General features: G+C 73.8%; 24 protein-coding genes. 12 read left to right on the top strand and 12 right to left on the bottom strand.

The window, feature by feature from the left end; all coding sequences use genetic code 11:
- The 3 genes from GA0070610_RS27135 to GA0070610_RS27125 all read left to right on the top strand — a co-directional run bounded on the left by GA0070610_RS27135 (position 1) and on the right by GA0070610_RS27125 (position 1,953).
- Positions 1–810 carry an SDR family NAD(P)-dependent oxidoreductase gene (locus GA0070610_RS27135; RefSeq protein ID WP_089002660.1) on the top strand — a complete coding sequence of 270 codons (810 nt, stop codon included), beginning with the start codon at positions 1–3 and terminating at the stop codon, positions 808–810.
- Between the two features lie 168 nt (positions 811–978).
- Positions 979–1,518, top strand: coding sequence for an orotate phosphoribosyltransferase (gene pyrE / locus GA0070610_RS27130; RefSeq protein WP_089002659.1), 540 nt, complete (start codon positions 979–981; stop codon positions 1,516–1,518).
- Positions 1,519–1,575: 57 nt separating this feature from the next.
- The gene (locus tag GA0070610_RS27125; RefSeq protein ID WP_089002658.1) at positions 1,576–1,953 is read left to right on the top strand and encodes an ArsR/SmtB family transcription factor; all 378 of its coding nucleotides are present in this window, start codon (positions 1,576–1,578) and stop codon (positions 1,951–1,953) included.
- Positions 1,954–2,011: 58 nt separating this feature from the next.
- On the opposite strand, the gene GA0070610_RS27120 is transcribed toward GA0070610_RS27125, so the two are convergent.
- From GA0070610_RS27120 to GA0070610_RS27110, 3 genes are all read right to left on the bottom strand, one after another.
- Complete coding sequence (locus tag GA0070610_RS27120; RefSeq protein WP_089002657.1) at positions 2,012–2,725, bottom strand: DedA family protein; 714 nt, start codon at positions 2,723–2,725, stop codon at positions 2,012–2,014.
- A 79-nt stretch (positions 2,726–2,804) separates the two neighbouring features.
- Positions 2,805–5,330 carry a polynucleotide kinase-phosphatase gene (locus GA0070610_RS27115; RefSeq protein ID WP_089002656.1) on the bottom strand — a complete coding sequence of 842 codons (2,526 nt, stop codon included), beginning with the start codon at positions 5,328–5,330 and terminating at the stop codon, positions 2,805–2,807.
- A complete protein-coding gene (locus tag GA0070610_RS27110) occupies positions 5,327–6,811 on the bottom strand; it encodes a 3' terminal RNA ribose 2'-O-methyltransferase Hen1 (protein ID WP_089002655.1) in 1,485 nt (494 codons plus the stop codon). The genes GA0070610_RS27115 and GA0070610_RS27110 overlap by 4 nt, the downstream gene beginning before the upstream one ends.
- Positions 6,812–6,930: 119 nt before the next feature.
- Between GA0070610_RS27110 and GA0070610_RS27105 the strand changes: the two genes are divergently transcribed.
- The gene (locus GA0070610_RS27105; protein ID WP_089002654.1) at positions 6,931–7,494 is read left to right on the top strand and encodes an LCP family protein; all 564 of its coding nucleotides are present in this window, start codon (positions 6,931–6,933) and stop codon (positions 7,492–7,494) included.
- A 54-nt stretch (positions 7,495–7,548) separates the two neighbouring features.
- Here GA0070610_RS27105 and GA0070610_RS27100 read toward each other — a convergent pair whose 3' ends face one another.
- Positions 7,549–7,761 carry a hypothetical protein gene (locus GA0070610_RS27100; RefSeq protein WP_089002653.1) on the bottom strand — a complete coding sequence of 71 codons (213 nt, stop codon included), beginning with the start codon at positions 7,759–7,761 and terminating at the stop codon, positions 7,549–7,551.
- Between the two features lie 128 nt (positions 7,762–7,889).
- On the opposite strand from GA0070610_RS27100, the gene GA0070610_RS27095 reads away from it, so the two are divergent.
- A complete protein-coding gene (locus tag GA0070610_RS27095; RefSeq protein WP_089002652.1) occupies positions 7,890–8,273 on the top strand; it encodes a phage holin family protein in 384 nt (127 codons plus the stop codon).
- Between the two features lie 151 nt (positions 8,274–8,424).
- Positions 8,425–9,450, top strand: coding sequence for a class II fructose-bisphosphate aldolase (fbaA, locus tag GA0070610_RS27090; RefSeq protein WP_089002651.1), 1,026 nt, complete (start codon positions 8,425–8,427; stop codon positions 9,448–9,450).
- Positions 9,451–9,519: 69 nt separating this feature from the next.
- Here fbaA and GA0070610_RS27085 read toward each other — a convergent pair whose 3' ends face one another.
- Positions 9,520–10,776 (bottom strand): LOG family protein, encoded by a 1,257-nt coding sequence (locus GA0070610_RS27085; RefSeq protein ID WP_392567274.1) that lies wholly within the window; start codon positions 10,774–10,776, stop codon positions 9,520–9,522.
- A 264-nt stretch (positions 10,777–11,040) separates the two neighbouring features.
- Between GA0070610_RS27085 and GA0070610_RS27080 the strand changes: the two genes are divergently transcribed.
- Positions 11,041–11,469, top strand: a complete 429-nt coding sequence (locus GA0070610_RS27080) for a DUF3151 domain-containing protein (RefSeq protein ID WP_089002649.1) — start codon at positions 11,041–11,043, stop codon at positions 11,467–11,469.
- A gap of 123 nt (positions 11,470–11,592) precedes the next feature.
- On the opposite strand, the gene GA0070610_RS31610 is transcribed toward GA0070610_RS27080, so the two are convergent.
- Both GA0070610_RS31610 and GA0070610_RS27070 read right to left on the bottom strand, forming a co-directional pair.
- On the bottom strand, positions 11,593–13,077 hold the full coding sequence (locus tag GA0070610_RS31610; RefSeq protein WP_392567273.1) for a MinD/ParA family ATP-binding protein: 1,485 nt from the start codon (positions 13,075–13,077) through the stop codon (positions 11,593–11,595).
- Positions 13,078–14,347: 1,270 nt separating this feature from the next.
- On the bottom strand, positions 14,348–15,424 hold the full coding sequence (locus GA0070610_RS27070) for a diacylglycerol kinase family protein (RefSeq protein WP_089002647.1): 1,077 nt from the start codon (positions 15,422–15,424) through the stop codon (positions 14,348–14,350).
- 122 nt (positions 15,425–15,546) lie between these two features.
- On the opposite strand from GA0070610_RS27070, the gene GA0070610_RS27065 reads away from it, so the two are divergent.
- From GA0070610_RS27065 to GA0070610_RS27045, 4 genes are all read left to right on the top strand, one after another.
- The gene (locus GA0070610_RS27065; protein ID WP_089002646.1) at positions 15,547–16,833 is read left to right on the top strand and encodes an adenylosuccinate synthase; all 1,287 of its coding nucleotides are present in this window, start codon (positions 15,547–15,549) and stop codon (positions 16,831–16,833) included.
- Between the two features lie 1,124 nt (positions 16,834–17,957).
- On the top strand, positions 17,958–19,205 hold the full coding sequence (gene purD, locus GA0070610_RS27055) for a phosphoribosylamine--glycine ligase (RefSeq protein ID WP_089002645.1): 1,248 nt from the start codon (positions 17,958–17,960) through the stop codon (positions 19,203–19,205).
- Positions 19,206–19,264: 59 nt separating this feature from the next.
- Complete coding sequence (locus tag GA0070610_RS27050) at positions 19,265–19,783, top strand: SigE family RNA polymerase sigma factor (protein WP_089002644.1); 519 nt, start codon at positions 19,265–19,267, stop codon at positions 19,781–19,783.
- Complete coding sequence (locus GA0070610_RS27045; protein WP_089002643.1) at positions 19,776–20,624, top strand: hypothetical protein; 849 nt, start codon at positions 19,776–19,778, stop codon at positions 20,622–20,624. The genes GA0070610_RS27050 and GA0070610_RS27045 overlap by 8 nt, the downstream gene beginning before the upstream one ends.
- A 9-nt stretch (positions 20,625–20,633) precedes the next feature.
- Here GA0070610_RS27045 and GA0070610_RS27040 read toward each other — a convergent pair whose 3' ends face one another.
- The 4 genes from GA0070610_RS27040 to GA0070610_RS27025 form a co-directional block, all read right to left on the bottom strand.
- A complete protein-coding gene (locus tag GA0070610_RS27040) occupies positions 20,634–21,998 on the bottom strand; it encodes an MFS transporter (protein ID WP_231925829.1) in 1,365 nt (454 codons plus the stop codon).
- Positions 21,999–22,125: 127 nt separating this feature from the next.
- Positions 22,126–23,691, bottom strand: coding sequence for an AMP-binding protein (locus tag GA0070610_RS27035; protein WP_089002641.1), 1,566 nt, complete (start codon positions 23,689–23,691; stop codon positions 22,126–22,128).
- A gap of 144 nt (positions 23,692–23,835) precedes the next feature.
- Positions 23,836–25,050, bottom strand: coding sequence for an acyl-CoA dehydrogenase family protein (locus GA0070610_RS27030; RefSeq protein WP_089002640.1), 1,215 nt, complete (start codon positions 25,048–25,050; stop codon positions 23,836–23,838).
- Between the two features lies 1 nt (position 25,051).
- The gene (locus tag GA0070610_RS27025; protein WP_089002639.1) at positions 25,052–25,504 is read right to left on the bottom strand and encodes an SCP2 sterol-binding domain-containing protein; all 453 of its coding nucleotides are present in this window, start codon (positions 25,502–25,504) and stop codon (positions 25,052–25,054) included.
- Positions 25,505–25,571: 67 nt separating this feature from the next.
- Here GA0070610_RS27025 and GA0070610_RS27020 point away from each other — a divergent pair, with 67 nt between their 5' ends.
- Positions 25,572–26,216 carry a TetR/AcrR family transcriptional regulator gene (locus GA0070610_RS27020; protein ID WP_089002638.1) on the top strand — a complete coding sequence of 215 codons (645 nt, stop codon included), beginning with the start codon at positions 25,572–25,574 and terminating at the stop codon, positions 26,214–26,216.
- Between the two features lie 59 nt (positions 26,217–26,275).
- Here GA0070610_RS27020 and GA0070610_RS27015 read toward each other — a convergent pair whose 3' ends face one another.
- Positions 26,276–26,875, bottom strand: a complete 600-nt coding sequence (locus GA0070610_RS27015) for a DedA family protein (protein WP_089002637.1) — start codon at positions 26,873–26,875, stop codon at positions 26,276–26,278.
- Positions 26,876–26,948: the final 73 nt, after the last annotated feature.

Here is a 26,948-nt window from a genome sequence, read left to right as displayed (position 1 = left end):
GTGACGCTCGACGAGCCGACCAGCGAGCGGCGGGCCCTGATCACCGGAGCGACCGCCGGCATCGGTGCCGCCTTCGCCCGCCGGTTGGCCGCCGACGGCTGGCACCTGGTGCTGGTGGCCCGCGACGCGACCCGGCTGACCGCGACGGCGGACGAGCTGACCGGGCGCCACGGCCGGGAGGTCGAGACGATCCCCGCCGACCTGTCCACGGACGACGGTTGCGCGATGGTGGAGCGGCGGCTGGCCGAGGGCACGCCGATCGGGCTGCTGGTGAACAACGCCGGGATCAGCCTGAACACCCCGTTCCTGCGGTCCTCCGCCGAGGACGAGGCGCGGCTGCTGCGCCTCAACGTGCACGCCGTGATGCGGCTGACCCTCGCGGCCCTGCGCCCGATGACCGAGCGGCGCTCCGGGGCAGTGATAAATGTCTCTTCGGTCGCGGCCTTCGGCGCGGTCATGCCGGGTTCGACATACTCCGCCAGCAAGGCGTGGGTTACCAACTTCAGCGAGTCCGTCGGCCAGTCCGCCCGGCCCTTCGGCGTACGCGTGATGGCGCTCTGCCCCGGCTACACGCGTACGGAGTTCCACGAGCGCGCCGGCATCAACATGTCGAAGACGCCGGAGTGGATGTGGCTGCGGGCCGACGACGTGGTCGACGAAGCCTTGCGTGACCTGCGGAAAGGCAAGCTGGTCAGCGTTCCGGCGTGGAAGTACAAGCTCGCCGTGGCGGGGCTGCGGCACGCGCCCAGGCGACTGCTGGAGGCGGTGTCCCGCGACACCCGGGGGCGGATCGGCCGCGACGACGGCTGAGTGGCGGCTCGACGACGGCTCGTTGCGTCGACCCCCCTCGATTGCCTGTTATGTCCGACTGAACGGTCGCTCAGCGTAGCCGGTTCTCGCCACCCGAGGTCGTTCCCGGGGCTGACCCGGGTGGACCCCACACGCGACGTACAGACTTGAGCAGTACCCTCTATCGGCATGGGGGACCACGACGACCTGCGTAAATTCATCACTGACCTGGCTGTGGTCCACGGCCGGGTGGTGCTCTCCTCTGGCCGCGAGGCCGACTGGTACGTCGATCTACGTCGCGTTACGCTCCATCACCAGGCCGCTCCCTTGGTGGGGCGCGTGATGCGTGACCTGACGGCCGACTGGGAATACGAAGCGGTGGGCGGGTTGACCCTCGGCGCCGACCCGGTGGCGCTGTCGATGGTGCACGCCGCGTCCGACACCGATCGCCCCGTGGACGCGTTCGTGGTTCGCAAGGCGGGAAAGACGCACGGGCTCCAGCGTCGGATCGAAGGGCCGGACGTGGCCGGCCGGCGGGTATTGGCGGTGGAGGACACGTCCACCACCGGGGGAAGCGTGTTGACGGCGGTCGAGGCCCTTCGCGAGGTCGGGGCCGAGATCGTGGGTGTGGCGGTTATTGTTGATCGAGGCGCCGGCGACGCGGTGCGAGCCGCCGGATTGCCGTATCGGGCGGCCTTTACGTTGGCTGACCTCGGCCTTGTGGCGTAAAAGTCTGCCGATTCGGATCCGCCGATATGCAGGCGGATCGATGCTGCTGGTGGAAGGATGGAATTCGTGGGAACTGCGTTGGCTGAAATGACTATGCCTCAGATCTCGCCGCTTGCCGGCGAGCCGATCGAACGTGCCGATGCCGAGCGTCTCGCGGGGGTCCTCAAGGCCCTCGCCGACCCCGCTCGACTGCGGCTGCTCAGCCTGATCCAGTCGGCGCCCGAGGGCGAGGCGTGCGTGTGCGACCTGACCGCACCCCTCGGCCTCTCGCAGCCGACGGTCAGTCACCACCTGCGCATCCTCACCGAGGCCGGCTTGCTGGAGCGGGAGAAGCGTGGTGTCTGGGCCTACTACCGGCTGGTGCCGACGGCGATCGCCACGATCGCCGATCTGCTGACGCCGCCGCGCAAGCGCGCCACCAAGAAGGCGCGCTGACCTTCACCGATCGTCCGGTGCCATCCCCCAACGGGAACGGCACCGGACGGCCGGGCGGTCAGTGTTTGCCGTAGTGCTCGCGGGTCTCCCGGATCGCCTCCTCGGCGGCGGCCACCTCCTGCGGGGTGGTGCCCCGCTTGGCGGCCATCCGTGCGCGGAGCAGTTCGACGGCGATCGGGACCACCGAGATCAAAACGATGGCGATCAGGATCGCCTCGATGTTCGCCTTGACGAACGGGATCTGGCCCAGGAAGTAGCCGAGCACCGTCACGCCCGTGCCCCAGAGCACGCCGCCGATCACGTTGTAGATCACGAACGTGCGGTAGTTCATCCGGCTGACCCCGGCCACGATCGGCGTGAATGTCCGCACGATCGGCACGAAGCGGGCCAGCACGATGGAGCGCGCGCCGTACTTCTCGAAGAATTCGTGCGCCTTGAGCACGTTCTCCTGCTTGAAAAGCTTCGAGTTCGGCCGGCGGAACAGCGCCGGACCGACCTTGCGGCCGAACGCGTACCCGACCTGGTCGCCGGCGATCGCCGCGATGGTGATGAGCAGGCAGACCAGCCACAGCGGGTAGGTGATGTACTTCCCGTCCGCGGTGAGCAGCCCCGCCGTGAACAGCAGCGAGTCGCCCGGCAGGAAGAACCCGATCAGCAGGCCGGACTCGGCGAAGACGATCACCAGGATGCCGATCAGCCCGAACGTCGAGATCAACACCTCTGGATCGAGCCAACTCGGCCCCAGGGCCAGGGTGGTGGTGGGCGTCGGCACGAGGCGACCTCCGAAGTATGCCGGTCGGTGACGGAACGTCCGTAGTCTAGGTGGCTGCCCCCCACGCTGGTGCTCGACGTCACAGCCGGGGGTCGACCGGCTCGGACTCGCAGGCCAGGATCGCGAAGACCAGCTCATGGCGGCGCCACAGCGGAGCACCGGCGACCAGCGCGTCCAGCGCCGCGAGCCCCAGCCCGTGCTCGCGCAGCGCCATCCCCCGCTTGCGCCCCAGCGACCGGCGGCGCAGCGCGGCGAGCTGCTCCGGCTCGTCGTAGCCCGGACCGTAGATGATCCGCAGGTACTCCCTGCCCCGGCACTTGATGCCCGGCTGGAGCAGCGAACCCCGCTCGGTGCGGGCCGCCGGCCCGGCGTACGGCTTCACCACCATGCCCTCGCCGCCGGCCGCCGTCAGCGCCAGCCACCACTCGGTGGCCGCCGCCTCGGCGGCCGGGTCGGCCAGGTCGACGACCTGGCGGCGCGTCGGGGTGAAGAACTCCGGGTCGGCGGCGCAGAGCCGGTCTGCCAGCCCCAGGTGCCAGCCGTGGTCCCGGTCGGCGTAGCTGGCCTTCGCGCCGGCCAGCACCGCGAACGGAGCCAGGGTCACCCCGCGCAGCCCGTCGGTCGGCCCCACGTACGCCCGGTAGGCGTCCGAGTAGGCCAGGATCTCGTCGCGGCGGCGGGCCATCCGGTCGCGCAGCCCGGCCACGGGCAGGCCCCGGCCGGCCGCCGCCTCCAGCGCCTCCAACGCCGCCGGGAGCGCGGCCCGGCCGGCGGCGCCGACCCCGGCGTACTGCTCGCGGATCAGGCCACCCGCCTTCGCCGACCAGGGCAGCAGCTCGCAGTCGAGCAGCAGCCAGTCGGTCCCCAGCTCGTCCCAGAGCCCCACCCCGCCGACCGCCGCGCGCACCCGGTCGAGCAGTTCCGCGTCGAGCGGCGCCCCGAAGAACGGGCGGCCGGTTCGGGTGTGCACCACCCCGCCGCCCGGCCCGAAGGGCCCGCCGTCGGGCTCCCGGCAGACGAGCACCACCGCCCGCGAGCCCATGTGCTTCTCCTCGCAGACCACCCGGTCCACGCCCGCCGCGCGGTAGTCGGCGAACGCCTGCGCCGGGTGCTCCAGGAAGCCGCCCGCCGTGGCCGTCGAGCAGGGCGCCATCGTCGGCGGCAGCCACGCCAGCCAGCGCGGGTCGACCGCGAAGCGGCTCATCACCTCCAGCGCGGCGGCGGCGTTCTCCGCCGGCACCGTCAGCGACCCGTACGCGTGCTCGATGTGCCGCCGGCCGGTCACGTCGGTCAGCTCCAGCACCTGGTCCGGCCGGGCCGGAGCGGCGGACAGCGGGCGGACCGGGGCGTACCACTCCCGCTCCGCCGGCACCGAGACCAGCTCCTTCTCCGGGTAGCGCAGCGCGGTGAGCCGGCCGCCGAAGACGCAGCCGGTGTCGACGCAGATCGTGTTGTTCACCCACTCCGGCACGGCGGCCGGCGTGTGCCCGTAGACCACCATCGCCGAGCCTCGGTATTCCCGCGCCCACGGGTAGCGCACCGGCAGCCCGTACTCGTCGGTCTCGCCGGTGGTCTCGCCGTAGAGCGCGAACGAGCGCACCCGGCCGGACGCGCGGCCCTGGTAGGCCTCCTTCAGCCCGGCGTGCGCGACCACCAGCCGGCCGCCGTCGAGCACGAAGTGGCTGACCAGGCCGTCGATGAAGCTCGCCACCTCGGCCACGAAGGCGTCCGGTTCCGCCGCCAGCTGCTCCATCGTCTCGGCCAGCCCGTGGGTGAGCCGCACCTCGCGGCCGCGCAGCCGGCGCAGCAGCTTCTGCTCGTGGTTGCCGGGCACGCAGATCGCGTGCCCGGCGGCGACCATGCCCATCACCAGGCGGAGCACGCCGGGGGAGTCCGGGCCGCGGTCCACCAGGTCACCGACGAAGACGGCGGTACGCCCCGACGGGTGCGTCGCGTCCACCGGCCGGCCCCGCTCGTCGCGGCGCAGCTCCCAGCCGAGCCGGACGAGCAGCGCCTCCAGCTCGGCGCGGCAGCCGTGCACGTCGCCGACGATGTCGAACGGCCCGGTCAGCTCGCGCCGGTCGTTGAACAGCTTCTCGTAGCGGATCTCGGCGGCGTCGATCTCCTCGACGCCACGCAGCACGTGCACCTTCCGGAAGCCCTCCCGGGCCAGCTGCCCGTACGAGCGGCGCAGGTCGCGCTGCATCCGGGCGAGCACCTGCCGGCCGAAGGTGCGGTCGGCGCGGCCCTCGGTGCGTTCCCAGGCCAGCGCCTCCGGCACGTCCAGCACGACGGCCACCGGCAGCACGTCGTGCTCGCGGGCCACGCGCACCAGGGCGGCCCGGGCGTGCGGCTGGAGGTTGGTCGCGTCGACGACGGTGAGCCGGCCCCGGCGCAGCCGCGTGGCGGCGACGTGGTGCAGCGCGTCGAAGGCGTCGGCGGAGGCGGACTGGTCGTTCTCGTCGTCGGCCACCATCGCCCGGAACGTGTCCGAGGAGAGCACCTGGCTGGGCGCGAAGTGCCGGTGCGCGAAGGTGGACTTGCCGGAGCCGGAGACGCCGACGAGTGCGACCAGGGCCAGCTCGGGGATGTCGAGGGTGCTCACGGGATCTCCTTCCGGGTCAGCACGACGAGCTGGGTGGGGGCGCCGACCTCGGGATCGTCGTCGCCGACCCCGCCGATCGCGGGGGTGTAGCCGTACGTGGCGCACACCCGGTCGACCCAGGCGGCGAACTCCGCGCGGGTCCACTCGAAGCGGTGGTCGGCGTGCCGGAACCGCCCGGCGGGCAGCCCCTCGTAGCGGACGTTGTACTCGACGTTCGGCGTGGTCACCACGACGGTCGCCGGCCGGGCGTGACCGAGTACGGCATCCTCCAACGCCGGCAGCCGGGGCGGGTCGACGTGCTCGATCACCTCCATCAGCACCGCCGCGTCGTACCCGCACAGCCGGTCGTCCCGGTAGGTCAGCGCCGACTGCAACAGCCGGATCCGGTCCCGCTGCCGCTCGGGCAGCCGGTCCAGCCGCAGCCGCCGGGCGGCCAGGGTCAGCGCGTGCGTGGACACGTCGGTGCCGACGATCTCGGTGAACCGGCGGTCGCCGACCAGCGCGGCGAGCAGGGCACCGCCGCCGCAGCCGAGGTCCAGCACCCGGCTCGCACCCGCCTCGGTCAGCGCGCCGAGCACCGCCTCCCGGCGTCGCGCGGCCAGCGAAGCCCGCCGGGCGGCGAGCTGCCCGCCCCCGGTGTCCCCGCCGCTCGCCTCGTCCCCGTTCGTCGCGTCGCCGGTCGCCTCGTCCACCGTCGGTTCGGCGGCCGGCTCGTCGGTCGGGCGTCGCTCGGCGAGCCGGGCCAGGGCCAGGCCGGCGAGCGCCCGCCGGTGCGCCAGGTAGCGGCGGATGATCACGTCACGCTCCGGGTGCGCGGCCAGCCAGCCCTCGCCAGCCCGGAGCAGCTTGTCGACCTCGTCCGGGGCGACCCAGTAGTGCTTGGCGTCGTCCAGCACCGGCATCAGGACGTAGAGGTGGTTGAGCGCGTCGGCGACGCGCACCGTGCCGGTCAGCGTCAGGTCGACGTACCGGCTGTCGCTCCACTCCGGGTGCCGTTCGTCGAGCGGGATCGGGGCGGCGGTCACCACCCAGCCGAGCGGGCCGAACATCCGGACGGCCACGTCCGCGCCGCCCCGGCACCGCAGCACCGGCACCCGCACCTGAAGCGGGATCGGCGTACGGGCCAGGTCGGGGCGCTCGCGGGACTCGCCGCGCAGGGCCGAGCGGTACACCTTGGACAGCGCGGAGGAGAGCAGGCTGGACGCCGCGTACGGTCGGTCGTTGACGTACCGCCCGAGGGTGAAGCTGTCGGGGGTCGGGGCCTGCTGCCGGCCGCGGCCCTTGCCCCGCGCGCCGGCCAGCCGCAACGGGTCGACGTCGAGCAGCAGGGCGGCGGTGCAGCGCTGCTCGCCGGCCTCCGGGTAGAACACGTGCGCGGTGCCGACGGGCACGTCGAAGGAGTGCACGCGGTCGGGGTGCTTGATCAGCAGGTGCCCGAGGTCGGTGGCCGGCCGGTGCGTGGTGGTCAGGGTGAGCAGCACGCGCCCATGGTCTCAGCCGCGTCGATCTTGCGTCGCCCCGTTTTCGGGGTGCTTGCGGGCGGGGCTCCCCCGGAAACCCGTGATGGTCCGGGTTCGTCCGGTCGTGCCGGTCCCGGACGGTGGGCGCGCGCCGTGCCGTCGGGTGGGTCTGGGGTGGGGCGCGTGCTGTCGGGGTCCGGCTCACCGACGAGGTCCGTGGCGTGGAGGTCTGCCTGCCGCGCGAGGTGCGCTCCGTCCACACCGAGCGGGTCTTCGCGAGCGGCTGCCAGCGGCTCGACGGCGCCGCCTCGGTCGACCTGCTGCGGCAGCGGCGGGGACTGCCTGAGGGCGGGCTCGACCGGGACCGGCACGCGCAGCTCTTCGCCGCCGGGTTGATCCGGCAGGCCAGTCAACAGGGGGTGTTGACCAACCCCGTCAGGCTCCTCACCCTGGCCGACATCGTCGGCACGGACGTGATGACGGACGACGGGGGCACGACTCTCGTGGACCTGCTGCGGGTGCTTCCGGATCTGAAGTCCGTCGACCCGGTCGGGCTCAGCCTCCCGGTCGGGCCGCCGGACGACCTCGGCTGGCGGCTGTCACCGGACCCGGAGCAAGCCCCGGCGTTCCTCGCGGCGTTGCGGGAGGACCGGTTGGCGCAGTGGGTGGCGCGGCATCCGGACCGGGTCAACGGCACCCGCTGACGCGCGGGCCGGACGCCACCGGGGTCGTCCGGCGTCGTCCGGCCCGCGTACGGCTCAGCGGTAGTCGTCCTCGTCGGCGGCGACCACCCGCGCCTGCTCCATCGCGTCCCAGTCGCCGACCTCCAGGCCACGGTGGGGCTCGGTGTCGGCGTCGCCCGGATCGACCACGGCGGCCTGCTCGACCGCGTCGGCCGGCTCGGCCTCCATGTCGCGCTCCTCGGGGCTGAGGTGGTCGCTGGGTGCGAAGTCCTCTTCGGGCTGACCCATATCAGTCCCTCCCGGGATCTCGGCGGACAGTTCCCCACACACCGTACGGGTTGCACCCGCCCGCCGCTCGGAAGCCGAGTCGACCGAATCGGCCCACCGGCCGGTGCCCCCGGTGCCAGGATGGGACGGTGGGCTTCCTGATCCGGTTGGCGATCACCGCCGTCGCGCTGTGGGTGACCACGCTGGTCGTGCCCGGGGTGGAGGTGAGCGGCCGGTCCGGCACCAACTCCGCCCTCACGCTGGTCGTCGTGGCCCTGATCTTCGGCGTGGTGAACGCGGTGCTCAAGCCGCTGGTCAAGGTGGTCGGCTGCGTCTTCTACCTGCTCACCCTCGGCCTGTTCGCGCTGGTGGTCAACGCCCTGCTGTTCCTGCTGACCGACTGGATCGCCCGGGCGCTGGACCTGCCGTTCCACGTGGACGGTTTCTGGGCCGCGTTCTGGGGTGCCATCGTGATGGCCGTGGTGACCTGGCTGATCAGCGTCGTCGTGCCCGACAGGTGGGAGGGGCGGTGACGAGGCGGCCAGGGACCGGGCGCGTACCGGGTCGGTTGTGCCGGCCCCCGTCTTCTACGGGATACTGCCGACGGTGGACAGCGCGGTCCGGCGCACCCAGGGACAACAGCGGCCGGTGACGGCCGACAGCGGTAAGTAAGGAGCGTTCGACATGCCCATCGCTTCCCCCGAGACCTACGCGGAGATGCTGGACCGCGCCAAGGCCGGCCGGTACGCGTACCCCGCGATCAACGTGACGTCCTCGCAGACCCTGAACGCGGCGCTGAAGGGCTTCGCCGACGCGGAGAGCGACGGCATCATCCAGGTCTCGACCGGTGGCGCGGAATACCTCTCCGGCCCCTCCGTGAAGGACATGGTCACCGGCGCGGTGGCGTTCGCCGCGTACGCGCACGAGGTGGCCAAGAAGTACCCGGTCAACATCGCCCTGCACACCGACCACTGCCCGCAGGAGAAGCTGGACAAGTTCGTCCGGCCGCTCATGCAGATCTCCAAGGAGCGGGTGGCCGCCGGCCAGGAGCCGCTGTTCCAGTCGCACATGTGGGACGGCTCGGCCGTGCCGGTGGCGGAGAACCTCCAGATCGCGGCCGAGCTGCTCGACCGGGCCGCCGAGGCCAAGATCGTCCTCGAGATCGAGGTCGGCGTGGTCGGTGGCGAGGAGGACGGCGTCGAGAACGCCATCAACGACAAGCTCTACACCACCGTCGAGGACGGCCTGGCCATGGTCGAGGCGCTCGGCCTGGGCGAGAAGGGCCGCTACATGGCGGCGCTGACCTTCGGCAACGTGCACGGCGTCTACAAGCCGGGCAACGTCAAGCTCCGCCCCGAGATCCTCAACCAGATCCAGGAGGCGGTCGGCGCCAAGTACGGCAAGGAGAAGCCGCTCAGCCTGGTCTTCCACGGCGGCTCCGGCTCGCTGCTCTCCGAGATCCGCGAGGCGCTCGACTACGGCGTGGTGAAGATGAACATCGACACCGACACCCAGTACACCTTCACCCGGCCGGTCGCGGACCACATGTTCCGCAACTACGACGGCGTGCTCAAGGTGGACGGCGAGGTCGGCAACAAGAAGATGTACGACCCGCGGGTCTGGGGCAAGGCCGCCGAGGCCGGCATGGCCGCCCGGGTCGCGGAGGCCTGCGAGCACCTGCGCTCGACGGGCACCACGCTGGCGAAGTGACGCGCTGACGCGTACGACCGACGGCCGGCTCCCCGCCCCGGGAGCCGGCCGTCGGCGTGTCCGGGGCCGTCAGGCCGTCGCGGTGAGCACCCGGACGGCCTCGTGGACGTCGTCGGTGAGGTGCACGGAGGACGACAGGTCGCCGAAGGGCGAGGCGCCCAGCAGCGGCCGCAGCAGCGCCTCCACCGGAAGCTCGTGCGTCCAGTACGCGCGGTCCAGGAAGACGTACGCGCCGCTGGCCCCGTCGGTGCCGTAGTAGGTCTTCGTGGCCGCCTGGAACACCTCCTGCACCGTCCCCGCCCGCCCCGGGGCGAAGACGATCCCGCCCCGGGCCAGCCGCAGGATGGTGTCCTCGCGGATGGCGTTGGAGAAGTACTTGGCGATCCGGCCGGCGAAGAGGTTCGCCGGCTCGTGCCCGTACAGCCAGGTCGGGATGGCCAGCCCGCCCGCGCGGGCCCAGTCCACGTCGCCGCCGGCCAGCTCCGCGGAGTCGGCGCGGGAGACGCTGCCGGGGTCGGCGGCCTCGGGTCGGGGCAGCGCCACCGGCCGGCCGTAGAGTTCCCGGACCCGCAGCGCCACCGCCGTGTAACGGTCGTGGTCGGTGAAGTCGGGCGCCGTGGCGAGCAGGTCGATCGCGGCGTCCAGGTCCTCGACCGGCCGCAGCGCGAGGTGGGCGCCGAGGTTGGCGGCCTCCATCACCCCGGGGCCGCCGCCGGTCACCACCAGCCGGTCGGCCCGGGCCAGCTCCCAGCCCAGCACCGCCGCCATCCGGTACGGCGCGCTGCCGCGCGGCACCGCGTGCCCGCCCATGATGCCCACCACCGACTGCGGCCCGTGGGTGGCCAGCCAGGCGCGGGTGGCGTCGGCCAGCGCGTTGTCCACGCCGTGGTCGTGCAGCCGCTGACCGAGCGCCTCCCGGACGTCCGGCAGCGCCCCGCCGTGCGCCCGGAAGTGCTCGTAGACCTGGGTGTCGTACATCCCGGCGAAGCCGCCCTCGGCGAAGCCGGCGGCCAGGTCCTCCGGCGTGTAGAGGTGGGACGGCTGCGTCGGGTAGGGCAGTCCGGAGAACGGCGGTACGACGTTCGCGCCGCGCCGGACCAGGTCGGCGCCGACCTCGCGGGAGGCGAAGCGGCAGCCCACGAAGAGGGTGCCGGTCACCTCGACGGCGGTCAGGTCGGGGACGGGATCGAGGTCGAGCCGCAGCCCCTGCACGGTCAGCCCGACCAGGCTGCCGGTGGTCAGCCGCCGGTCGAACTCGGCGCGGGTCTCGATCTCGTCGGTGCAGGTGTGCGGCTCGATGACGTCCGCGGGAGGTGGGGTCGGCACCCTGGCCATCCTGCCCCGCCGGGTCAACCGGCCAAACCTGCGCCGGCTCGCCGCCTGACCTGGGCCGGACCGACGGAAGCCCGGCGGTCGTGGCCGCCGGGCTTCCGCAGTACCCGGTCCTGGGGAGGCTCCGGACCAATAGTTGTAGTCGAAAGTATCGGCCGGGGGCATGGGCCGCAGGCGTGACCAACTCCTCAGCCGTTCAGCCAGCCGGCTCGCCCAACCCCCTCGCGCACCCCGGTGCGAAGCGGGTTGAATGGGGCGATGCAGAACCTGTTGCCGGAACCACCGGCCACCCTCCTCCCCGCGCACGACGAGGCCGACGCCGCTCTGGCCGCCGCCGAGAAGGCCGGCAGCGACGAGGCCCACGCCGAGGTGGCGGCGCGCTTCCCGACCTACAGCGCCGGCTGGGGCGCGCTGGCCGCGCGGGCCCTCACCGCCGACCAGGTCGTTCCGGCGTACGCCTACGCGCGCACCGGCTACCACCGGGGCCTGGACCAGCTGCGCCGCAGCGGCTGGAAGGGCTTCGGCCCGGTGCCGTGGTCGCACGAGCCGAACCAGGGCTTCCTGCGCTGCCTCTACGTGCTGTCGCGGGCGGCCGACGAGATCGGCGAGTCCGACGAGGCGGCCCGCTGCGCCCAGTTCCTCCGCGACTGCGACCCCGCCGCCGCGGACGCGCTGGCCAGCAACTGACGGCGGGTCCGACGGCCGGCGCGGCTCAGCCCGCCCCGGCCGTCGGCTCGCCCAGGTCCCCCTGGCCGTCCACCTGGCGGCCCGCAGGTCGCCAGGTGGGTGACCGGGGCCATCGGCGACGCCCTACAACCCCTCCGCGACGGCGGCGGCGATCTTCAGCCAGGCGTCCCGGCTGGCTGCGGAGAGCCCGCCGTACCGGATCGGCTCGCCGGTGTCGATGAGGCGCTCGTACGGCGCGAGCAGCACCGCCCGGGTGCGCGCCGCGAAGTGCTCCTGGATCGCCGGCAGGTCGATCTCCTTGCGTGACGGCGGCATCGAGACCACGGTGACCGCCTGCCGGACCAGCCGCTGCCGGCCGCTCTGTTCCAGGTGGTCCAGCATCCGGGCGGCCGTCTCCGCCGAGTCGTTGCGGGCCGACATGGTGACCACCAACTGGTCGGTGGCGTCCATCGCGGCCTGCCAGTTCTGGGCCCGGACGTTGTTGCCCGTGTCCACGAAGATCAGCTTGTAGAACCGGCTGACCACCTCGCGGATCTCGGCGAACGCGGCGGCGGTGAGCATCTCGCCGCCGGTGGCCGACTCGTCCGAGGCGAGGACGTCGAACATCCCCTCGCCCTGCGAGCGGACGTACTGCGACAGGTCGCCGACCCGCCCGTGCGCGCCCTGGAACTGGCCCAGGTCCCGCAGCATGTCCCGCACCGTACGGGAGTGGAAGTCCTGCTGGGCGCGCATCCCGAGGGTGCCCTGGGTCTCGTTGTTGTCCCAGGCCAGCACGTAGCCGCCGCGCTTCTGGCCGAACGTCATCGCCAGCAGCAGGATGGCCACCGTCTTGCCGGCGCCGCCCTTCGGGTTCACCACGGTCACCTGGCGCAGCCCGCCGAAGTTGCGGCGTACCGTCTCGATGTCCCGTCGCACCTCCTGTTCGTGGCGGCCGGGCGGCAGCCGCAGCCCCATCCGGTTGACCACCGCCCGTACGCCCATCGTGGCCACCGGGTCGGCGGGCCGCACCTGCCGGCGGCGGGCGAAGTCCTCGGCGGTCGGCGGGTCGGTGATCGCCGGATGCCAGGTGGCGTCGGGTTGCGCCGGCGGCACCGCGGTGACCCCCTCCGCCGGCTGGTACGCCTGCTGCGGAGCCGGGCCGCCCGGGGTGGCCTGCGGCCAGGGCGGCGGATACCAACCGGGCGGGTACGGCCCGGGGGGCGGCGCGCCCTGCTGCGGCGGGTACGGCCCGGCCTGGGATGGCGGGTACGGCCCGGGCGGTGCGGCCTGCTGGGGCGGGTAGGGCCCGGGCGGTGCGGCCTGCTGTGGCGCTGCCGGGTCGGCCCCGAGGTCCGTGGCGGTCCCGACCGGCGGGTCCTGCCCAGCCTGGCCCTGCGGGCTCGGGCCGTGGAGGGCGTCGGTCTGGGGCGGGGCCTGCTCGCCCGGGTGCCACGGGTGCGGGCCCTGGTCGGCCGGGCCGCGCTGGCTCGGGTACTGCTGGGAGACCTGTCCTGGTTCGGCAGCCTGGGACGCGGGCGTCTGGCCGGCGGCACCGGGCCCCGGGCCGGCCGCGGCGGCTGCGGCGGCGGGGCGCTGCGGCGGCTGCGCCCACGGCGACTCCGCCGGCATCCGGGCCCCGCCGCCCGGTACCGGACCGCCGCTCGCCACCCCGCCGCCGGCACTCCCGTTGGCCGGACTGCCGCCATCGGTGCTCCCCGGGCCGCCGGCACTTCCGTTGGCCGGGCCGCCGGCACTCCCGTTCGGGGGGCTGTCGTTCGTCGCCGCGATTCCGTTCGCCCGGCTGCCGGTCTCGTGTCCTCCCGTCGACGGGCCGTCGGGCGTCGTCGCGTCGGCGGCCGGACCGGGGCGGTCAGTTCCGGCGGGCTCGCCGGGGCCGGGCCTCGCGGCGTCGGCGGCCGGACCGGGGCGGTCAGTTCCGGCGGGCTCGCCGGGGCCGGGCCTCGCGGCGTCGGCGGCCGGACCGGGGCGGTCAGCTTCGGCGGGCGCGTCGGGGCCGCGCACCGTGTCGTGGGGTGACGGCCGGCTACCGGGGGAGGCGTCAGCCACGGTGACCGGCGAGGCATCCTCCCGCCGCCGGGCGAGCCCCTGCGTCGGCTCGCCCGCACCCGGGGAGGTCCGGGCGGCAGTCAGCGGGCGCGGGGACGTGACGGGCACGGGCACCACCGGCTGGTCGAGGCTGAAGGGCATGTCGAGGTCGACCAGGCCGGGGCCGGTCTGCGGGGCCCGGGGAGCGGGCACGCCTCCGGCCGTCTCCGGCGTGGCCGGTCTGCCCTGCGCGGGTGTCGGCGGCGCCCAGGCCGAGGCGTCCGGCCCCCACGAGGCGTCGGCCGCCGAGGCCCCCGATGCCGCGACCGTTGGAACCCCCGAGGCTGTGACCGATGCGGTTCCCGAGGCGTCGACCGATGGGGGCAACGGGGCCGCGACCGGCGGAGGCCCCGAGGCAGCGGCCGATGCGGTCCCCGAGGTCGTGACCGGTGGGGGCGACCAGCCGGCGCCCGGGCCCTGCGGCGCGGTCGTCCCCTCGCCGGAAATGGGTGCCGCGCCGGAGACGGGTGCCCCGCCGGGGATCGGCACGCCGCCGGTCAGGGACGGATAGTCGGCCGGCGAGGGCGGCTGACCCGGCCGGACCGGGGGCGGTACGGGGGACGGGGGTGAGGCGGTCGACGCCCAGGGCGGTGTGCCGGCGCCGATCTGGTCCGGCGGCCAGAGTGGTTCGATGTCCCGCTCCGGCATCGGTTGCTGGCCGGGCGCGTGGACCCGGTCGACGTTCTCGTCCACCACGGTTCCTCCCCATTCCTCCTGCCGAGGATAGGCCCAGTGGCCGCGCCCGGCCGGCCGTCACGGGCCGGTCGCGGCGGTCGCGTCGGGGACGCCGAGGTCAGCTCGCCCAGACCGCCCAGGCGCCCGGTTCGGTCCACCAGGACCGCTTCCGGCTCAGCTCGCCCTCGGCTCCGTCGTCGAGGAACGGGACCTTCCCCTCGCGGGGCAGCACGGCCACAGCCCGCCCCCGGGCGCGTCGTACCTCCAGCCGCACCCGCTTCCTGCCCAACGCCGAGCGGGTCACCACGGGCACGGCCACCGCCACCTCGACCAGGCCGTCCGTCGGGTCCGGGGCGCCGAGCAGGGCCACGTCGTCGAGCTGGGCGTACCCGCCGGCATTGCCGATCGCGCAGGCCAGCAGCGGGTCGTCGCCGTTGGAGAGCACGGCGTCGTCCACCTCCACCCGGCCGCGCCAGTGCAGCGGCCGGCCGTTGTCGTCGGCGGCGCCGACGAGCGCGCCGTCCAGGGTCACCGAGCCGCCGTCGTTGCGCAGCAGGTCGAGCCGGCGGGGCGTGCCGTCCAGCACCGCGGCGGCCACCGCCGCCGGGTCCCGGGGCAGCCCGAGCTGCGCCGCCAGGTCACGGTGCGTCGTGCTCCGCGCCGGATCGAGCGGGAGTACGCCGATCGGCGGCAGGTCCGGCACCGTCCGGTTGCCGGGCAGGTCGTCGGGGCGGCGGCTCGGCGGTGGGGCGTACCGCCGGACGAGCCGGCGCACGACGGCGCGCAACTGGGCGTCGCTGGCCGAGGCGACCACGAGCCGGGTCTTGGAGTCCGGGTCGGGCCAGGGGAGACCGTCCGGGCGGGTCGGGCCGTCGAACCGGGCCAGCACCTCGTCGATCTCGGCGTCGGAGCGGGCGGTGACCGTCTCGACGCGGGCGCCCCGGGCGGTGAGCGCGTCCGCGCAGGCCAGCACCGGCACCCGTGGCGTGTCGCAGCGCCCGTCGACCGTCGCGCCGCCGGCGGGGGCGCAGGCGTCGGCCGTCGCGCCGTCGGTCGCGCAGGCGTCGGCTTTCGCGCCGTCGTCGGCCGTCGCGGCGCCCTTCTCAGGCGCCGCGCCGCAGCAGCCGCCGCTGCCGCAGGCCCCGGCGGGCGCGTCGCGCTCCGAGCCGAGGGTGAGCAGCACCACGTCGTACACGAAAAGGCCTCCTGCCTCCCGACGCGACCCCTGCCGGCCGCGCCGCCACTACTTGTTAGCCTGACACCCCGGGCTCGCCGACCGGTCGCCACCTGGCACCCGAGCCTTCTGGAGGCGAGAAGATGCCAGCGATCGTGCTGCTCGGTGCCCAGTGGGGCGACGAGGGCAAGGGCAAGGTTACCGACCTGCTGGGTGAGCGGGTCGACTACGTCGTGCGCTACTCCGGTGGCAACAACGCCGGCCACACGGTGATCACGCCGGACGGCCAGAAGTACGCGCTGCACCTGATGCCGTCGGGCGCGCTCTCCCCGAGCGCGATGATCGTCATCGGCAATGGCGTCGTGGTCGACCCGAAGGTGCTGCTGGCCGAGATCGACGGGCTCGCCGAGCGCGGGGTCGACGTCAGCCGGCTGCGGATCTCCGGCGACGCGCACCTGATCATGCCGCACCACCGGGCCCTGGACCGGGTGGTCGAGCGCTACCTCGGCAGCTCCCGGATCGGCACCACCGGCCGGGGCATCGGCCCGGCCTACGGTGACAAGGTCGCCCGGATGGGCATCCGGCTCCAGGACCTGCTCGACCCGGGCATCCTGCGCAAGAAGCTCGAACTGGCGCTGCGCGAGAAGAACCAGCTCCTGTTCAAGATCTACAACCGCAAGGCGATCGACGTCGACGAGACCGTCGAGGAATACCTGCGGTACGCGGAGCGACTCAAGCCGTACATCGCCGAGACCCGGGTGATGCTCTGGGACGCGCTGGACCGCGGCGAGACGGTCCTGCTGGAGGGCGCCCAGGCCACCATGCTCGACATGGACCACGGCACGTACCCCTTCGTGACCTCGTCGAACCCGACCGCCGGCGGGGCCTGCGTGGGCGCCGGCATCCCGCCGACGGCGATCAGCAAGGTGATCGCGGTCAGCAAGGCGTACACGACGCGGGTCGGCTCCGGGCCGTTCCCGACGGAGCTGTTCGACGACAACGGGCAGCACCTGCGCAAGGTGGGCCACGAGTACGGCACCACCACCGGCCGGGAGCGCCGCTGCGGCTGGTTCGACGCCGTCGTCGCCCGGTACGCCTGCCGCCTCAACGGCGTCACGGACCTGGTGGTCACCAAGCTCGACGTGCTCACCGGCCTGCCGAAGGTGCCGATCTGCGTCGGGTACGAGATCAACGGCGAGCGCTTCGACGACATGCCGATGACCCAGACCGACTTCCACCACGCGACTCCGATCTACGAGGAGCTCGACGGCTGGTGGGAGGACATCACCAAGGCGCGCACCGAGGACGAGCTCCCCGAGAACGCGCGCCGCTACATCGCCCGCATCGAGGAACTCTGCGGCACCCGCGTCAGCGTCGTGGGCGTGGGCCCGGGCCGCGAGGAAAACGTCCTCCGCCACCCCCTCCTCTAACCCCCCCGGCCCCCCACCCCCCTCCGAGTTGATCATGAAGTTATTGCTTCGACACGCCGACGCCGACGGCAACAACTTCATGATCAACCGGGTGGGATCGGGGGGCTGTCCACAGGGCGGGGCGGGTTATCCACAGGGGGTTTCGCCGGTCGCCGGATGCCGGGACAGTTGAGCGGTATGGGGACGGATCCGCTGGCAGTCGTACGCGCGATGGCTGGTGCGCGCGACGGCATCGTGACGCTTGCGCAGGCGCGTACGGCCGGGCTCACGGTGCACGACGTGCACCGGCTCTGTCGATCCGGTCGCTGGCGCGCGGTGATCCGTGGCGGCTACCTCGTCGACGCCGACTGCTACGACGGCATCCCTCGACGGGCGCGGATCAGGGCGGCTGTCGCATCCTTCGGTGCGCCTGCCGCAGCGGTCCTGACGACGGCCGCCGAACTGCACGGCATCGCGGGGCCCCGGTCGACACAGGCGATCCACCTGTCGATGCCCGGTCCGGTCGCGAGGCACTCCCGGCTGGCTCATCCCGAGGTGGTGGTGCACCAGTTGACAGTCGCGCCCGGTCAACTGGTCCGGCTCGACGGCATCGCCGTCACCTCGCCGCTGCGGACTGTCGCCGACCTGGTCCTGCGGGAAGACCGCTACACCGCGGTGTGCGTGCTGGACTCCGCGCTGAACCGGGGGCTCGTCACCGACGACGACCTGCTCGCCGTGTCGCGCCTGATCAGAGGTCGACGCGGTGCGGTGGCGGCGCGTTCTCATCTTGCGGAGGCGGACGGCCGGGCGCAGTCCCCGCTGGAGACGCGGACGAGATTACGTTGCGTCGACGGACGGGTGCCACCGGATGCCCTCCAACTCGAGGTGCGCGACGACGACGGCTACCTGCTCGGGATCGGGGATCTCGGCTGGCGGGGCCCGAGGGTGATCGCCGAGGCCGACGGGCGGGGTCCGCACGGCACCCCGGAGGCTGTCCACGCCGACCGCCGCCGCCAGAACCGCCTGGTCAATGCCGGCTGGACCATCCTCCGCTTCACCTGGGCCGACACCCTGCACCCCGCCTACGTCCCTGACACCGTTCGTCGGGCCATCGCCGTCGGGGAGGGGGTCAGTAGGATGCGGGTGTGCGCGTACTTCTTCTTGGTGGTGGGGGGCGGGAGCATGCGCTCGCGCTCGGGCTGGCTGCGGATCCGGCCGTCGAGCAGTTGGTCGCGGCGCCCGGTAATCCCGGCATTGCTCCGCTCGCCTCGTTGCGGAGCGTCGATCCGTGCGATCCGGCGGGCGTGGCCGCGTTGGCGGTGGAGACCGGGGCCGACCTGGTGGTGATCGGGCCGGAGGCGCCGCTGGTGGCCGGGGTCGCCGACGCCGTACGCGCCAAGGGGATCGCCGCCTTCGGGCCGTCCGGCGAGGCGGCCCGGCTGGAGGGGTCGAAGGCGTTCGCCAAGGACGTGATGACCGCTGCTGGCGTACCGACGGCCCGCGCGTACACCTGCACGGACGCGGAGAGCACCGCCAGGGCGCTGGACGAGTTCGGCGCGCCGTACGTGGTGAAGAACGACGGGCTTGCCGCCGGCAAGGGTGTCGTGGTGACCGACGACCGCGCCGCCGCGCTGCGGCACGCCGAGGAGTGCGGCCGGGTCGTCGTCGAGGAATACCTGGCCGGCCCGGAGGTCTCCCTCTTCGTGGTCACCGACGGCGAGGCGGCGGTGCCGCTGCTGCCCGCGCAGGACTTCAAGCGGATCGGCGACGGCGACACCGGCCCGAACACCGGCGGCATGGGGGCGTACGCGCCGCTGCCCTGGGCGCCGTCCGGCCTGGTCGACGAGGTCATGCGCGACGTCGTGCACCCGACCCTGGCGGAGATGGCCCGCCGGGGCACCCCGTTCGCGGGCCTGCTCTACGTCGGGCTGGCGATCACCGCCGACGGCCCCCGGGTGATCGAGTTCAACGCCCGCTTCGGTGACCCGGAGACGCAGGTGGTGCTCGCGCTGCTGGAGACGCCGCTGGCCGGGCTGCTGCACGCCGCCGCGACCGGCACGCTGGCCGGGCACCCACCGCTGCGTTGGCGCGACGGCGCCGCCGTCACGGTCGTGGTCGCCGCCGAGGGCTACCCGGCCGCCCCGCGTACCGGCGATGTGATCACCGGGGGCGAGGCGCCGGGGATCATCCACGCCGGCACCCGCCGGGACGCCGACGGGGCGCTGCGCTCCGCCGGTGGCCGGGTCCTCTGCGCCACCGCCACCGGCGCCGACCTGCCCGCCGCGCGGGACGCCGCGTACGCGCTGGTGGGTGGGGTGGAGTTGGCCGGGGCACAGCACCGCACCGACATCGCCTCCGCCGCCGTCGAGGGGCGGATCAGCATTCCGGGCTGACCGGGCAACCTCCACCCTCCCCGCCTCCGTTTGAGCGGTGAGGCGAGGAGGTGGCGGGATTGCCTGCCGACATCGAGGGCTACCGCGAGTACGTCGGGGCGCGGCTGGAACCGTTGCGCCGCACGGCGTACCTGCTCTGCGGCGACTGGCACACGGCCGACGACCTGGTGTCGACGGCGCTGGTCAAGCTGCTGCGGCACTGGCGGCGCGTGTCGCGGATGGACAGCCCCGACGCGTACGTCCGGCGCACCCTGCTGCGGGTGTGGCTGGACGAGCGGCGCCGGCCGTGGCGGCGCGAGGCCGCCTGGGCCGAGGTCCCCGACGGCGCCGTCCGTTCCGCCACCGACGGTGCCGCGGACCGGCTGACCATCCTCGCCCTGCTGGCCGAGCTGCCGCCGCGCCGCCGCGCGGTCCTGGTGCTGCGCTACTTCTGCGACCTGTCCGTGGAGGAGACCGCCCGGGAACTCGGCTGCACCACCGGCACCGTCAAGAGCCAGTCGGCGCGCGCGATCGAGGCGCTGCGGAGCCGCCTCGTGGGCGCGCCGGCCCGAGCCGAGGAGGCACGCACCGATGGATGAACTCGCCCGGCAGTTGCGCACCGCGGTGGCGTCGCCGCCGCCCACCCGGATCGACGTGGACCGGCTGCTCGCCGACGACCGGCGACGACGCCGTCATCGGGTGTGGGCGACGGCGGGCACCGGGGTCGCCGCCCTGGTCGCCGCGGTCGTGCTGACACCGGCGCTGCTCGTCGGCCCGGCCGCCGGACCGGGCGGGCCCACCTTGCCGACCGGTGACGGCTCGCCGTCCGCCGACGCGGCGCTCTGCCCGGTGGCGGAACCGGAGCCCAGCGGACCGCCGGCGCCGCAGCAGTCGTACGACACGGTGCGCGACCGGCCGACCGAACGCCCCGACGCCGGCGTGGCCCGCCTGACCCTCGTGCTGCGTCCCGCGCTGGCGGCCGTCGTGCCGGCGGGGCTGACGGTCCACGGCACGATCCCGGGCTGCGACCCGGTGCAGTTCACCTACGAGAAGAGCCACTGGCACTACTACGCCCACGCCCGGCTGCGCGGCAACGGGCAGGCCGACAACGTGACGGTGTCGTTGATCCCGACGGCCGTCGACGCGTCCGAGGGATGCGCCGCCGCCCCCGATCCCCGTACCTGCACGAGCAGCCGCCTGCCGGACGGCGGCACCCTCACCACCAGCACGGTCACCCCGGGCGACGAGGGCTTCGAGCAGCGCTGGGCGCAGGTGCAGCGGGCGGACGGCACGACCGTGACGGTGACGACGGACAACCACCACATCGAGGGCGGGGAGAACGGTGTGCCGCCGACGTTCCGGTTCGGCCCGCCGCCGGTGCTCACCGTGGCGCAGTTGACGGCCATCGCCACCACGCCCGGGTTGACGCTCCATCCCTGACGCGGGAAGTCAGCCCCGAACGGGTGCGTCCCGGTCCGGGGCGGGCGGCCACAGCTGTTCGACCCGGACGCGCCCCTGTACGCGGGGCGCGTCCCGGCGCGTCGCGGGGGCGTACTGCCCGTTGAGCGGGACGCGTTCCTCCACCCGGTTCGTCGGGCCGCCGGGCGGGGCGGGCGGGTAGCGGGGTGGCTCGTCCAGCGCCCGTAGTGCCGGCAGCGGCGCGGCGCCCAGGGTCGCCACCAGCAGCGCCACGGCCAGCACCAGGAAGGCGGTACGCAGGCCGAGCCACTCCACCAGTGGCCCGGCGAGCAGGTAGCCGGCCGGGCCGGCGGCGTACGCGAACGAGGTCATCACCCCGACCACGCGCCCGCGCAACCGTTCCGGCGTGCGGGTCTGCATGGCGTAGTTGGACAGCGGGTTGACCGGCCCGTACGCGAGCCCGATCGCGACGGCGAAGCCGATCATGGCCGGGAACGGCGGCAGGGTGGCCAGCCCCACGAGGGCCATTCCGATGACGACGAGGGCGATCACCATCAGGGTGTGCCGCCGGATCAGCCGGCCCGCCACCCCGGAGGCGAGCGCACCGACGACTCCGCCGGCGCTCATCGCCATGAGCAGCGCGCCGAGCCGGGCCGGCTCCCCCCGGCCGACGAACCACGCCGGCAGCAGCACGCCCTCGACCGGCAGGTAGAGCGCGGCCAGCACCATCGTGAGCAGCGCGATGGTCCGCAGCAGCCGGTCCTGCCAGACGAACCGCAGCCCCTCGACGGTGCCGCGCCACAGCCCGGACGGGGGGCGTTCGGGGCGGCCGGCCCCCGGCAGTCGGACGGCGGCGATCATCGCGACGGCCAGCACGAATCCGGTGGCGGTGACCCAGAGCGTCGAGCCGGGGCCGATCGCGGCGATGAGCACGCCGCCGACGCCGGGCCCGATGAGGAAGGCGAGCCCCCAGACCGCCTCGTGCACCCCGTTGGCGCGTTCGATGCGCCAGCCTGCGGCCTGTGCGGCGGCCGGCAGCAGGGTCTCCCGGGCGGTCAGGCCGGCCGGGTCGAACACCGCCCCGAGCACGGCCAGCGCCACGATCCAGCCGAGGTTCAGCCCGAGCAGCGCGTCGACCACCGGGATCGCGGCGACCGAGACGGCGGAGAGCGTGTCGGAGACCAGCGCCGTACGTCGCCGGCCGAGCAGGTCCACGACGGTGCCGGAGACGAGGCCGGACAGCAGCATCGGTAGGGCGGTGGCCGCCGCTACCACGCCGGCCGCGGTGGGACTGCCGGTGCGTTCGAGCACCAGCCAGGGCAGGGCCACGTTGGCCACCCCGTTGCCGGTGTTGGAGAGCAGCGTCGCCGCCTCGACCAGCAGGAGCGGTGCCATCCGGGGTCGTGGCGGACGGTGACGGGCATGGTGGCGGTGTCGGGCACGGCGGCGCGGTCCGGAACCGATCATGGTGCCGCCAGCCTAGGGGCGGGGGAGCATCCGGGCAGTAACGGCCGGGGAACGGTCAGCTGTAGTAGTAGCGGTGCAGCTCGCGGGCCAGCACCTTGCCGGTGGCGTTGCGGGGCAGGTACTTCACGAAGACCACGTCCCGGGGTACGGAGAACCGGGCCAGGTAGTGCCGGACGTACTCGCGGACGGCCTCCGGGTCGAGCGTCTCGCCGGGGTGCAGGGCGAGGAACGTGGCGAGCCGCTGGCCGTACCGGGGGTCCGGTACGCCGATCACGGCGGCCTCGCGTACCTGCGGCAGCCGGGCGATCAGGTCCTCCACCTCGGACGGGAACACGTTCTCCCCGCCCGAGACGATCATGTCGTCGGCCCGGCCGTCGACGAAGAGCAGCCCGTCGGCGTCCAGCCGCCCCAGGTCGCCCGTGTCGAGCAGGCCGTCGCGGTGTTCCCGGGTGGTCCCGGACGTGTAGCCCTCGAAGAGCATCTCGTTGCCGACGAAGATGCGGCCGACCCGCCCGGGTGGCACCGGCTCGCCGGCCGCGTCGAGGATCTGCAACCGGGTGCCGTGCGGTGCCCGGCCGGCGGTGGTGGGCGCCGCACGCAGCGCGGCGGGGCCGGCGATGGACGCCCAGGAGACCTCGGTGGAGCCGTAGAGGTTGTGCAGGACGTCGCCGTAGACGTCCATGAACCGCGGGGCGAGGCCGCCCGGCAGCGCGGAGCCGCTGACCGCGACCACCTTCAGCGGGGGGCGGGGCTCCGGCGGCGGCACCTCCAGCAGCCGTTGCAGCATCACCGGTACGGCGAAGAGGGCGTCGCAGCGCTGTGCCACCAGGGCGGCCAGCGTGGCGGCCGGGTCGAAGCGGCGGTGCAGCACGATCGTGGCGCGCAGGGCGAAGCAGACCTGGAGGGCGGCGTACCCCCAGGTGTGGAAGAGCGGCGCGGCGATCATGACGGTGTCCCGGGCGTGCAGCGGGATGCGGTCGATGATGGAGACCAGCGGGCCGAAGCCGTTCGGGGTGGGGCGCCGGGCGCCCTTGGGCGCGCCGGTGGTGCCCGAGGTGAGCACGATGATCCGGCCGTCGCGCCCGGGGGGACGCAGCTCGCCGGAAAGCGAGCCGACCACGAGTTCCTCCCGGGCGCGCTCGTCGAGGCGCAGCACCTCGGCGGCGAGATTGGCGACCCGGTCGACGAACTCGGCGTCGTGCACCAGCACCCGCAGCCGCTGCTCCTCGGCCACGGTGGCGAGCTGCGCGGCGGAGAGCCCGGTGTTGACCAGCACCGCGTCCGCGCCGAGCAGGGTGGCGGCCACGATCGACTCGACCAGGCCGGGATGGTTGCGGCAGAGCACGCCGACCCGGTCGCCGGGCCGCACCCCGAGCGCCGTCCGCATCCCCCGGGCCAGCCGCTCCGACCGGTCGAGCAGTTCGGCGTACGTCGTCCTGGTGCCCTGCTCGTCGACGACGGCCGTGCGGTCGGGGTCGCGGGCGGCGGCCTGGCGCAGCTCGCCGGCGATGTTCCAGCCCCACCTGCGCAGCGCCTGGAGCTGGGCGGCGACGCGGATCGGTCGGCCGGGGGTGAGTAGCCCGCGTCGGGTCAGGGTGGCGACGACGAACGGCAGGTCCATGACGCAACCTCCTCAGGCGGTGCGCGTGGGACCCCGGGCCGGGGCCCCACGCGGGCGGTCTGGAGATCAGGTGCGCAGTGGTACGGGTGTTGCGGCCGCCCGGACCGGCACGTGTCCGGTACGGCAGCGCGCGCCAGCGGCCGGTCAGCGGATCTGGACGCCCGAGATGGCCCGGGAGATGACCAGCCGCTGGATCTCGGAGGTGCCCTCGAAGATGGTGTAGATCTTGGCGTCGCGGTACCAGCGCTCGACCGGGTGGTCCCGCAGGAAGCCGGCCCCGCCGAGCAGCTGTACGGCCTTGTCGGTGACGGAGACGGCCACCTCGCCGGCCTTCAGCTTGGACATCGAGCCCTCGCCGGCGGTGAAGGGCCGGTTGTTGCGGCCCATCCAGGACGCCCGCCAGACCAGCAGCCGGGCGGCGTCGATCTCCATCTTCATGTCGGCCAGCGCGAACGCGACCGCCTGGTTCTCGATGATCGGGCGCCCGAACTGCACCCGTTCCTTCGCGTAGTCCAGGGCGTACTCGTAGGCGGCCCGCGCCACGCCCAGCGCCTGCGCGCCGACGGTGGGCCGGGACAGCTCGAAGGTGCGCATCGCCGCCTGGCCCGAGGCGCGCTTGCCGGAGCGGGCCCGGTCGAGGCGTTCGAGCAGGGCGTCCCGGCCGCCGAGCAGGCAGCGCCCCGGCACGCGTACGTCGTCGAGGAAGACGTCGGCGGTGTGCGACGCGCGCAGGCCCAGCTTGCGCAGCTTGCGGGTCGCGGTGAGGCCGGCGGTGCCCGGCGGTACGACGAACGCCGCCTGCCCGCGGGAGCCGAGCGCCGGGTCGACCGAGGCGGTGACCACGTGCACCCCGGCGATCCCGCCGTTGGTGGCGTACGCCTTCTGCCCGCGCAGCACCCACTCGTCGGTGGCCTCGTCGTAGACCGCCCGGGTGCGCATCGCGCCGACGTCGGAGCCGGCCTCGGGCTCGGTGGTGCAGAACGCGGCGACGGCCGGCTCGTCGACGGTGCCGAAGCACTGCGGCACCCATTCGACCATCTGGTCGGGCGTGCCGGCGCCGTAGATGGCGGCCACCGCGAGGGAGGTGCCGAAGATGCCCAGCCCGATGCCGGCGTCACCCCAGAAGAGTTCCTCGCTGGCGATCGGGAGGGAGAGGCCGGTGGGGTCGGCCCAGCAGGTGGCGAGGAACTCGAAGCCGTACAGGCCGACCTTCGCCGCCTCCTGGATGATCGGCCAGGGGGTCTCCTCCCGGGCGTCCCACTCGGCCGCGGCCGGGCGCACGACCTCGGCGGCGAAGCCGTGCACCCAGTCGCGCAGATCCCGCTGTTCCTCGTTCAGGTCGAGCGAGAACTCGGCCATGTCAGGCCTTGGGGATGTCGAACAGGTTGGCGATGTTGGCGGCCAGGCCCAGGTCGCCCTTGGCCTTGAGCTTGCCGGTCATGAACATCATGACGGGGTTCGCGCCACCGGAGACGATCTTCAGGAACTCGACCGGGCCCATCGTGAGGCTGAGCTTCGGGTCGTGCTGCGGGGTCTCGTTGACGGTGCACGCGCCGTCGGCGATGACCACCTCGTAGGTGTCGGTGCCACCGTCGGGGCGGCCGGTGATGTTCCAGTGGATGACCGCGTTGGTCGAGCCGGCCCGGTCGGCGCGGAAGAGCTGCGGCATCCGGCCGAAGACCTCACCGAGGATCTTGCCGCGCAGGTCGCCGGACATCACCTCGGCGATCTTGTCGTCCGGGGTGGACTTGACCAGCTGGGCGAACTCCTTGGGGCCGACGTTCGCGAAGTTGGCCGGGTCGAAGTCAGTCATGGGGCTGCACCTTCCGGGTATTGGCTACTCGTGCGTAACCTTACGGGCGAGTAGGTATGCTCGCAAGGTGTCCACCCCACCCACCTTCAAGCGCCTACCCCGCGCCGTACGCGAGCAGCAGATGCTCGACGCGGCCGTGAAAGTGTTCTCACGCAGGGGTTTCCACGCGGCCAGCATGGACGAGATCGCCGAGGACGCCGGCATCTCCAAGCCCATGGTCTACGCGTACCTCGGCACGAAGGAAGAACTCTTCGTCGCCTGCCTGCACCGGGAGGGCACCCGGATGATGCAGGCCATCGCCGGGGCGGCCGCCCCCGAACTGCCGGCCGACGAGCGACTCTGGCGGGGGCTGCGCGCGTTCTTCGGCTTCGTCGGGGCGCACCGCGACGGGTGGGCCGTGCTCTACCGGCAGGCCCGGGGCGAGCAGCCCTTCGCCGGCGAACTGGCCGGCATGCGGGCCCGGCTGGTCGACGTGGTCGCCGGGATGCTCGACCACGCGCTGCGCGCCGAGGGCCGCGAGGTGGGCGAGACCGACCTGGAGGTCGTCGCGTACGCCCTCGTGGGGGCGACCGAGTCGCTGGCGGACTGGCTCGCCGACCACCCCGACGCGGACCCGGAGAAGACTGCGACCCGGATGATGAACGTCGCCTGGCTGGGCGCCGGCCAACTCCTCCGTGGCGCCACCTGGCACCCACTGGTGCCCCCGTCCTGACCCGCCACCCCGCCTGCCCACCGGCGGCGGGCATCCGCGCGGCAGTAGTCGTCGCCCGGTCAGCGGCGCCTGCGGTGGCGTAGCCAGCGCAGCGCCTCCAGCAGCAGCGTGATCGCCAGCGAGAGGCCCACGCCGGCGAGGATGCCCTTGATCGGGTCGCGTTCGAAGGCCAGCCCGCCGAAGTAGCCGAGCAGGGCGCAGTAGAGCGCCCAGCTCACCGCCGCGACGGCGTCGAAGAGCAGGAACGACCGGAGCGGGTAGCGGACCGCGCCCATGGTGAGGGTGACCGCCGTCCGGCCACCGGGGACGTACCGGGACGTGGTCAGGATCAGCCCGCCGCGCCGGTGCACCGCCCGCCGGGCCCACTCGGAGCTGGCCCGGCGCCGGCTGCCGTCCGGGAGGCGGGCGAGCCGGCTCGCGCCGCCGCCGCGCCCGATGGCGTACGAGACGTGGTCGCCGGCGAAGGCCCCCAGCGCGGCGGCGACGATCACCACCACCAGGTTGGGGTTGCCGCCGGTGGCGAGCACGGCGGCGGTGATCACGGCCGCCTCACCGGGTACGGCGGGGAAGAACGCGTCGACCGCGGTGAGCCCGAAGATCAGCAGGTACACCCACGGTGAGGTGACCAGCTGCCGGAGCAGGTCGAGCGCGGACTCCATGTCTCCCATGCTGGCCGGGCGCGATCCGCCCGGTGGCCGAGTCGCCGGATCGACCCTCTCGGGCCTCCGGCGA

It is taken from the genome of Micromonospora echinofusca (genome assembly GCF_900091445.1).
Taxonomy (GTDB): domain Bacteria; phylum Actinomycetota; class Actinomycetes; order Mycobacteriales; family Micromonosporaceae; genus Micromonospora; species Micromonospora echinofusca.
Note: the sequence above shows the minus strand (reverse complement) of the source record. Positions and strands in the feature narration are given on the sequence as shown.